General features: G+C 72.4%; 5 protein-coding genes. 4 read left to right on the top strand and 1 reads right to left on the bottom strand.

Annotated elements, in window-relative coordinates:
* On the top strand, positions 1-1,558 hold a 1,558-nt coding region (locus NBW84_RS18950), incomplete at its 5' end, for an AAA family ATPase (RefSeq protein WP_250286080.1).
* Between the two features lie 491 nt (positions 1,559-2,049).
* Here NBW84_RS18950 and NBW84_RS18945 read toward each other — a convergent pair.
* A complete protein-coding gene (locus tag NBW84_RS18945; RefSeq protein ID WP_250286079.1) occupies positions 2,050-3,135 on the bottom strand; it encodes an LLM class flavin-dependent oxidoreductase in 1,086 nt (361 codons plus the stop codon).
* 458 nt (positions 3,136-3,593) lie between these two features.
* Here NBW84_RS18945 and NBW84_RS18940 point away from each other — a divergent pair, with 458 nt between their 5' ends.
* From NBW84_RS18940 to NBW84_RS18930, 3 genes are all read left to right on the top strand, one after another.
* Positions 3,594-5,690 carry an NAD(+) synthase gene (locus tag NBW84_RS18940; protein ID WP_250286078.1) on the top strand — a complete coding sequence of 699 codons (2,097 nt, stop codon included), beginning with the start codon at positions 3,594-3,596 and terminating at the stop codon, positions 5,688-5,690.
* Between the two features lie 327 nt (positions 5,691-6,017).
* A complete protein-coding gene (locus tag NBW84_RS18935; protein ID WP_250286077.1) occupies positions 6,018-6,491 on the top strand; it encodes a toll/interleukin-1 receptor domain-containing protein in 474 nt (157 codons plus the stop codon).
* A partial coding sequence (locus NBW84_RS18930; RefSeq protein ID WP_250286076.1) for a pentapeptide repeat-containing protein occupies positions 6,491-9,418 on the top strand: 2,928 nt, incomplete at its 3' end. The genes NBW84_RS18935 and NBW84_RS18930, both read left to right, overlap by 1 nt.

Here is a 9,418-nt window from a genome sequence, read left to right as displayed (position 1 = left end):
CCTGCGGGTCCACGACCAGGGGGATGTCGTCGGGAGTGAAGACATACGGGCGCAGGGGCAGGCTGCTCGGCCTGCCCGCGGCGAGCAGTCGCTCGTACCAGCGGGCTGGAGCACACCGCAGGACGTCCGCGTCGACCTCTCCATGGCGGCCAGCGTCGGTCAGGTGACCAAAGAAGTACCCGGCGACATCGCGAGTACGAGCATTGTAGACTTCTTCATGCAGAATTTCTGCATAGATCTGCTCGTGACAGAACTGCTGGCTACGTCTCCCGGGAGGTCGATCATGCTTCTCCGGTTCCGGGTGGCCAACCATCGATCCATCCGCGACGAACACGAGCTCTCGTTGATCGGCACCGAGCTCAACGAGGGGACCGCGCGCCCGACGTCGCTGACGTCCAAGGGACGGCCGGTGACGGTACTCCCCGTGGTAGGGGTCTTCGGGGCGAACGCGTCCGGCAAGTCGAATCTGCTGGCCGCCGTCTGTTTCATGAAGGATGCGGTACGCGGCTCGTTCGCGGACTGGGCGAAGACCCCTGGGAGCGTCCCCCGTGAGCCCTTCCGACTGGATCCGTCCTGCCGGGAGCAGACGTCGCTGTTCGAGGTCGACCTGCTGCTGGGTCGCACCCCCGTCCGCTACACCTACGGCTTCGAGCTCTCGGACGGGCGGGTCGAGGCGGAGTGGCTGCACGCCTACCCCCACGGCAAGCGCAACATCTGGTTCGACCGGGATGCCGGCCGGGCCGACGATGGCGGGGACGAATTCGTCTTCAAAGGCTCCGGGTTCAGAGGCAGGCGCGAGGATCTTGTCGCGTTGACCCGGCCGAACGCGCTCTTCCTCTCGGTAGGAGCCACGCTCAACGACCCGCAGCTCTCCGCCCTGCACCGCTGGTTCCTCGACAGCCTGTGGCCGGTCACCCCCGGCGCCGACACCGCGGCCCGCACGCGCTGGACCCAGCACCTGCTGACAGACCCGGAACAGGCTACTCATTACCATAACCGCATCGATCAAATGCTGTCCGTAGCCGATCTCGGCCTGGCCGGGATCGACGTCGACCACAACACCGGACAGGTCAGACTGCGCCACCGGACGCCGGACGGCGGAACCATCCCGCTGGACTTCCTGTCCGAGGAGTCCCTCGGCACCCACGCCTGGTTTGCCTTCCTCGGCCCCCTGCTGATGGCCCTGGACTCCGGCACCACCCTGTTGGTGGACGAACTCGACGCAAGTCTGCACCCCACCCTGGCCGCGGAGGTCGTCCGGCTCTTCCAGGACCCCGACGTCAACCCGCACAACGCTCAGATGATCTTCACGACACACGACGCGACCCTGCTCGGCAACGCAGTCCTTGACCGCCCGCTCGACCGGGACCAGGTGTGGCTCACCGTGAAGAAACACTCAGGCGCCACCGAGTTGTACCCGCTGACCGACGCCCGGCCCCGTAAGGAGGAGAACCTTGAACGCGGCTACCTGCGCGGCCGCTACGGGGGGGTCCCCCGGGTCACCGCCGGCGAACTCGTCCGTGCGCTCACCTGGCCGGCGACAAGGGCAACAGCGTGAGCGGACGCAACAGACAGCCTGACAGCCCACCTCCGGCGAAACGCCGCCGGAGGGGAAGCATGGAAGACATGCGTCCGCTGGACCGCAGAGCCACACGGCGCGAAGCTCTCCGCGACAGGGAGGGGACGGCTGTGGCGAACGCCCGGGCACTCGTCACAGCCTGCCCGCACGGTGCCTGTGACGCAGCACAGGCGCAGTACGAGTCGGTGGACAGAAACGCCGACGTGTCCCCGGCGGAGTGGTCGGCGCGCTCCGGGCACGCCCCCGGCTGCCCCGTCCTGGGCCGAGACCCGTCGACCGATGTCTGGCGGCTGCTCACTGCCCTGGGCATCGTCCGGTCTCCGGACCTGTCGCGCCGCCCGCGGCGGGACGGTCACGTTACGTTTATCTGAAAGGAATGGATCTCCAGGCCAGTTCCGGGAGGTGTGCCGTGACCACGGAGATGGTCGTTCCCGCCTGGATACACCTGCCGATCATGGAATCACATCCGGTCAGACATCCGCTCGGACCGGTTCCGGGGCGCGCAGCAGCGGGAGGAGCTGGTCGCCGATGCGGGCGGCCTCTTGCCGGTAGGGGGTGTCGGAGAGGACGAAGTGGGTGATGCCGAGGGCGGCGTACCCGCGCAGGGCGGTGGCCACGTCGTCCGGGGAGCCGACCAGCCAGGTGGTGCCCGCGCCGCCGCCGCCATACCGGCCGGGGGCGGTGTAGAGGCAGGAGTCGAGCACCTCGCCGCGTTCGGCGAGGTCGAGCAGCCGCTGCTGGCCGACGGCCCGGCGCCGTTCGGGGTCGTTGTGCTGATCGACCTCACGCGCCATCAGCGCCACCTTCGCCTCGGCGTCCCGCCAGGCATCCTCGGTGGTGTCCCGGACCAGGGTCGTGATCCGCAGCCCGAACTCCAGCGGGGCGTGGGCGCGGCCGACGAAGGAGCTCAGCGTCTTCAGCCGGTCGATCCGCTCGGCGATGCCCTCCAGCGGCTCACCCCAGAAGAGCTGGACGTCGGCCTCGGCCGCCGACACCCGCTCCGCGGCGGCCGAGGCACCGCCGAAGTAGAGCCGCGGGTGCCGGCCGCGCTCGGCGAGGTGTGGCCGCGGGCGCACTGTCGAGTTCTCGACAGCGAAGTACTCGCCACGGAAAGTGACGTCCTCCTCGGCCCACAGCCGCCGCACGAGCTGGAGGAACTCCCTGGTGCGGCCGTACCGGCGGGCCGGGTCGTGCTGCGCGTCGCCGTACGCGCCAAGGCTGTCCTGACCGCTGACGATGTTGATGAGCAGGCGCCCGCCGCTGAGCTGGTCGAGGGTGGCGGCGGCGCTGGCGAAGTGCGCCGGCTGCCAGTATCCGGGCCGGATCGCCGCCAGCGGCTGGAAGGTGGTGGTGCGGGCGGCCAGCGCGGTGGCCACGGTGAAGGTGTCCGGACGGCCCCAGCCCGTCCCGATGAGGGCGCCGCCCCAGCCATGGTCCTCCGTGGCGCGGGCGAGGTCGGTGGAGAAGTCGAGGGTTCCCCACCCGTCGCGGGTGTCGTCTCCGCGGTGCCCGGGCTCGACGGTGTTGGGGATGTACCAGAGGAACTCCGTGCTCATCTGAAGACCTCCTGCCTGAAGACCTCAGCCCCACCTGGTTCCGCACCGGTCCGCGCGCGGCCGGTTGAGGTATGCCCCGCCCTGTTGACCGCGCGGTCGTCATACAGCATTGAACATGCCGCCCGCCGGCACGGCTGAAGGATCCGGAGCGCCGTGCCGGCCGTATCGGCGCTCCGGGCGGCGGGTACGGGCGCAGGCCAGCTCGAGCCGCCGACACCGTGACAGACACGACAGACGCGACAGACGCGACAGAGGGCACGGGCCCACGCTTCTACACGGCATCGTGAACGCTTCCGCCCCGGGAAAGCCGGCCGCGCGCCGGGGCCGGCCGGCCGCGCGGCCGCGGCGACGCGGGACGCCGGGAACGCGCAGGATGTGCAATGGCACGACAGGCGGCGCGCGGACGCGCGGAGCCGGAACGCGTGTGACGTCAGAACGCGGGGGCGAGGAGGGACGGCGTGGGCCAGCGGGAGTTCGGCTCGATCCACAGCCACGGGCTGGTACGGGTGGCTGTGGCGGCCCCGCCGGTCGCGACCGCGGACCCGGCGCGCAACGCCGAGGGGACGATCGCGCTCGCCCGCGCGGCGCACGCGGACGGCGTCGACGTGGCGGTGTTCCCCGAGCTCGGCCTGTCGTCCTACGCGATCGACGACCTGCACCTGCAGGACGCCCTGCTGGACGCGGTCGAGGAGGCGGTGGCCGCCGTCCGCGAGGCCAGCCGCGGCCTCGGGCCGCTGCTGCTGGTCGGGGCGCCGCTGCGGCGGGGCGGCCGGCTCTACAACACCGCCCTGGCGATCTCGCGCGGCCGCGTCCTCGGCGTCGTGCCGAAGACGTTCCTGCCGAACTACCGCGAGTACTACGAGAAACGCTGGTTCGCTCCGGGAGCCGGTGTCACCGGCCAGGAGATCACCGTGGCGGGCGAGACCGTGCCTTTCGGCACCGACCTGCTGTTCACCGCCTCCGACCTGCCCGACCTTGTGATCGGTGTCGAGATCTGCGAGGACTACTGGTCCCCCATCCCCCCGTCCTCCTACGCGGCTCTGGCCGGGGCGACGCTGCTGGCGAACCTGTCGGCGTCGAACATCGTCGTCGGCAAGGCGGCCGACCGGGCGTATCTCTCCGCCGCCCAGTCGGCCCGCGCCGTCGCGGCCTACGTCTACTCGGCCGCGGGCCTCGGGGAAAGCACCACCGATCTCGCCTGGGACGGCCAGGGCACGATCCACGAGCTCGGTGAGCTGCTCGCCGAGTCCGAGCGGTTCGCCGACGGGCCGCGGCTGACCGTCGCCGACGTCGACCTCGCCCGTATCCGCCTGGAGCGGATGCGGACACCGACGTTCAACGACAGCGCGGTACTGGCCGGGCAGCCCGAACGCCGGTTCCGTACCGTCGCCTTCGAGCACCGTCCGCACCGGCGGGACGTCGGGCTGCGGCGGCACCAGCGCCGCTTCCCGTTCGTCCCCGACACCCCGGAGCGGCTCGATCTCGACTGCTACGAGGCGTTCAACATCCAGGTGCACGGCCTGGCCCGGCGGTTCCGCTCCGCCGGCGGCCGGACGATGGTGATCGGCGTCTCCGGCGGGCTCGACTCCACGCACGCGCTCATCGTCGCGGCCAAGGCGTGCGACCGGCTCGGGGTGCCGCGGTCGGCGATCCTGGGCTACACCATGCCCGGTTTCGCCACCGGGGAGGAGACGAAGTCGAACGCCTGGGCGCTGATGCGCGCGCTCGGCGTGACCGGCGCGGAGATCGACATCCGGCCCGCCGCCCGCCAGATGCTCGCCGACCTCGGGCATCCGGTGGCGGAGGGCGAACCGGTGTACGACGTCACCTTCGAGAACGTCCAGGCCGGGCTGCGGACGGACTATCTGTTCCGGCTGGCGAACTCCCACGGCGGCTTCGTCGTCGGCACCGGCGATCTCAGCGAGCTGGCGCTCGGCTGGTGCACCTACGGCGTCGGCGACCAGATGAGCCACTACGCGGTCAACGCGGGGGTGCCCAAGACGCTCATCCAGTACCTCATCCGCTGGACGGTGGCCTCGGGCCAGTTCGACGAGGCGGCCGGCCGGCTGCTGACCGCGATCCTGGGCACCGAGATCTCACCGGAGCTCGTGCCCGCGGACGCCGAGACCGGCGCGCTGCAGAGCACCCAGGACCGTATCGGGCCCTACGAGCTGCACGACTTCTTCCTGTTCCACATCCTGCGCTACGGGCTGCCGCCGTCGAAGGCCGCCTTCCTCGCCTGGCACGCCTGGCGCGACGCCGCGGCCGGACGCTGGCCGGCCGGTTTCCCCGCCGACGGCCGGCACGCCTACGACCTGCCGACGATCACCCGCTGGCTGAAGGTGTTCCTCTTCCGTTTCTTCGAGCTCTCGCAGTTCAAACGGTCGGCGCTGCCGAACGGCCCGAAGGTGTCGTTCGGCGGCACGCTCTCGCCGCGCGGCGACTGGCGGGCCCCGTCGGACGCGAGCGCGGCCGTCTGGCTGGCCGAACTCGAACGCAACGGCCCACCGGACACGACGCCGCGGCACAACCAGCCGCGCCCAGCCGGGCCCTGACAGCAACCATCCCAACGGTGGCGCCATGCACGCTGGGGCCTGGCTCGCCGTGCGCGCTGGGGCCTGGCTCGCCGCCCGCGCCTGACAGGTTCCACGAGCGCGCCGACACACGTTCCGCGCCCACGACGCGCCGGCCGAGTCGGCTCCACGACCGAGCCCCGCCCCCCTGGCCCTCCTCGACCGTGCGCCGTGGCAACGGCAGCCGTTGCGGGTGAACGACACCGTGAGCCCGTGGCCGGTGGCGGTGGCGATCCGGCCAGGTGCGTTGCGTGTCGCAGCATCGGCTATCGTGAAGTCATCGGGAAAAACGTGAAAAGGGGTCCGCGGATGGGCAGGCTGGTCCACGCCTCGCTGTTCCTGAGCTGGTGCCACGACGATGTCGCGGCCAAGCGGGCGCTGCTCGAGCAGCTTCACCTGGACGGCCTGGCCGGGGTGCGGATCGCCTGGTGGGAGGATTCCCACCTGCTCCTCGGCGAGGACTGGCGCCGGCAGATCCTCAGCCGGCTGGACCACTGCGACTACGGGCTGCTGCTCCTGAGCCCCGGCTTCTTCAGCAGCCGCTTCATCCTCCGCGAGGAGCTCCCCCGGCTGCTCGGGCCGAGCGCCGACAAGGTGCTGCCGGTGATGCTCAAGCGGGTGCCGTTGGACGGTTCGCACGATCTGCACGGGGTGGACGCGCGGCAGGTCTTCGCCGGTGCCGGCGGCCGCTGCTTCACCGAGACCCGGGGCGCCGGCCGGGAACGGTTCGCCCTGGACCTCGCCACGGCGATCCGCCGGCGTGTGCTGAGCGACGCCGCCTGATGGGGCGGCTGCCGCGCCGGGCGGTGCTCCGGCACCTCGACCGGCTCACCGACGACGTCACCCCCCGGCAGCTGTCCCGGCTGCGGGCCCTGGCCGACCTGATCGACGACGACGGCCGGATCCCGATGCCGCGGGCGCTGGACGCGGCCACGCCCGGCGGCAGCGACCAGAAGGCGCAGGACGCGTTCCGCAAGTTCCGGGCCGCGCTCGACGATGCGGCGGCCGCGGCCGGCGTCGAGCTGCGGCTGGTGAGCGACCAGCGGAAGGCCCCGCCGGCCGACCGGTTCTGCTGGTTCGAGGGCGCGGACGCCATCGGTGACGAGATCGCCGAGCGGTCCCAGCGGGAGGCCGCTCGCGGGACGGGCGACGAGCCGGTGCCGGCGACGGTGAGCGAGGTGATCCGCGGGGTTGTGCACGTGGAACGCGGGGTTGTGCATGTGGAGACGGCGCTGGAGGCTTCCGACGCGGTGCGGCGGCGGGAGCGGCAGTTCGTCGAGCTGCTGGCCGAGCAGCTGGCGGCGCGTCCCGGCTACCGGCTCACCAGCGCGTCCGACATCGCGCTCGGGCTCGCGGTCGACAGCGAGCGGCGGCGGCTGCGGGAGGCGGCCGACGTGGTGGTGGAGCTGGACAGCGCCGCCGCGCGGCGGCACGCGCACCCGGGCTCGACGGCCCGCCGACCGATCCGGGTCGCCCTCGAGGGAGTGGCCCGCGGGGCTGAGCCGGCCGGGCCGGCCGGGCCGGCCGGGGACGTGCTGCACGGCGCCGGCCAGCCGTTCAGCCAGCGCACGCAGCGGCCGGCGCGGCTGGAGTTCGTCGAGATGGTGCTGGGGCTGATCGACGACCGGCTGGGTGAGCCCGGCACGCCACGGCCCGAGCCGGAGGGGTGGGCTCGGCTGCTGGCCGACCGGCACGCGCTGGACAGCGAGCCCGGCACGCCATGGCCCGAGTCGGAGGGGTGGGCTCGGCGGCTGGCCGACCGGCGCGCGCTGGACGTGGAGCCGGTGCCGCCGAAGGCCGGGGAGACGTCGCTCGCCGCCGACGTCCTGGCCGCGGCGGGCCCGCGGCGGTTCAGCGAGCCGGTGCCGGCGGTGGAGCGGCTGCTGGTGTGGGCCACCGACACCTCGGCGGCCGCCCGGCACCTGTGCGCGCTGCTCGGCGACGTCGGCATGGGCAAGACCACCACCGTCAAGCTGCTCACCCAGGCGCTGCTGGATCTCCGCGGCGACGACCGCTCGGCGCCGTTGCCGATCCTGTTCGACCTGCGCGACCTGCCACCGGCGCTGGCCAGGGAGGGGGCGGGCCATCCGAGGATTCTGGAGGCGCTGCTGGCCGCCGGGGACCTCGGCACCGGCCCGTCCGCCGCGCAGGTGCTGGACCTGGTCGCGGCCGGCAACTGTGTGCTGATCTTCGATGGGCTGGACGAGGTGCTGGTGCACCTGGACCCGCACGCCGGCCAGGTGTTCACCCGCCGGCTGTGGCGGGCCACCGAGGATGCCTGGCGGTCCCGGCCGGCCAGCCAGCGGGCCGACCGGCCGAGCCGGCTGCTGCTGTCCTGCCGCACCCACTACTTCCGCTCGATCCGGCACGAGACCACGCACTTCACCGGCCAGCACCGGGACGGCCCGGCCGGCCCCGACTACCTGGCCCTGCTGATGCTGCCGTTCGACGAGGAGCAGGTGCGCGCGTACCTGGCCGCCAACGTGCCCGGCGCGGACGTCGACCGGCTGCTGGAGCTGATCGACAGCGTGCACAACCTGCGTGAGATCGCCGAGCGGCCGCTGACCCTACGGATGATCGCCGAACAGCTGGAGACGGTGGAGCACGCCAAGCTGGCCGGCCGCACCGTGCGCGCGGTGGACCTGTACGCGTCGTTCGTCATGCAGTGGCTGGAGCGGGACGACGGCAAGCACTCGCTGTTACCGGAGCACAAGCAACTGCTCATGGAGCACCTCGCGGCACAGCTGTGGCGGTCGGGCCGCACGACGTGGGAGGTGGCCGACGTCGAGCAGTGGCTGCTGGAGTTCCTGGCCGGCCGGCCCGACCTGGAGCTGCACTACCCGGCCCGGACACCCGACCTGTGGAAGGAGGACCTGCGCACGGCGACGTTCCTGGTCCGCCGGGGCGACGACACGTTCGGGTTCGCGCACACGTCGCTGCGGGAGTACTTCCTCGCCCGATATCTGGGCCGGGCGCTGGAACTGCCCGCGGAACAGGCGCGCGAGCACTGGCAGCTGCCGGTCCCCAGCCCCGAGACCCTCGACTTCCTCGGCCAGTGGCTGGCAGGACGCGACGAGGAGAGACATGGCGAAGGGAAGCATTCCCCTCACATCGCCACGCTGGCGGAGCTGGCCGCCCATGCCCCGGCGGGCCGGGCTGACGCGGCGGCGGTGCTGGCCTTCGCGTACAGCCTGGCCGCCGCCCGTGGCGGCCACCCGGCCCACCGCCCGGCCGGCGCCGTCCTGGCCGGCGCCGATCTGGCCGGCTGGTGGATCGACGGCGGCGGCCGGCGGCTCGACCTGCGCGGGATGTCGTTCGCCGGAGCCGATCTGACCGGAGCCGTGATACGCGACGCCGACCTGTCAGGGGCCGACCTGGCCGGCGCGAACCTCACCCGGGCCGAAATACACGACACCGACCTGAACGCGGCCGATCTGCGCCGCACCGGTCTCGCCGGCACGCTGTTCCGACGCTGCGACCTGAACGCCGCCCACTGGGCCGGCTCCACCGCCCACCGGACGCAGGCCCTGCTGTGCCGTTCAGCTCCGAGCACACGCCGGCCGGGCTGGCTGGTGGCACCGACCAACGCCCCCCGCCGAGCCGACGCCCGGCTGTCGTCCTTCACCGGCCACACCAGCCTGGTCACCCACGGGGCGTGGAGCCCCGACGGCACCCACATCCTCACCACCAGCTACGACAACACCGCCCGT

The organism is Protofrankia sp. CiP1_Cm_nod2, assembly GCF_920664355.1.
In the GTDB taxonomy this organism is placed as follows: Bacteria; Actinomycetota; Actinomycetes; order Frankiales; family Frankiaceae; genus Protofrankia.
This window is presented reverse-complemented; position numbering and strand designations above follow the sequence as displayed.

Bases quoted from the DNA above. Each gene is read 5' to 3' on its own strand.
- NBW84_RS18945 (WP_250286079.1), bottom strand. From the start codon at position 3,135: ATGAGCACGGAGTTCCTCTGGTACATCCCCAACACCGTCGAGCCCGGG.
- NBW84_RS18935 (WP_250286077.1), top strand. From the start codon at position 6,018: ATGGGCAGGCTGGTCCACGCCTCGCTGTTCCTGAGCTGGTGCCACGAC.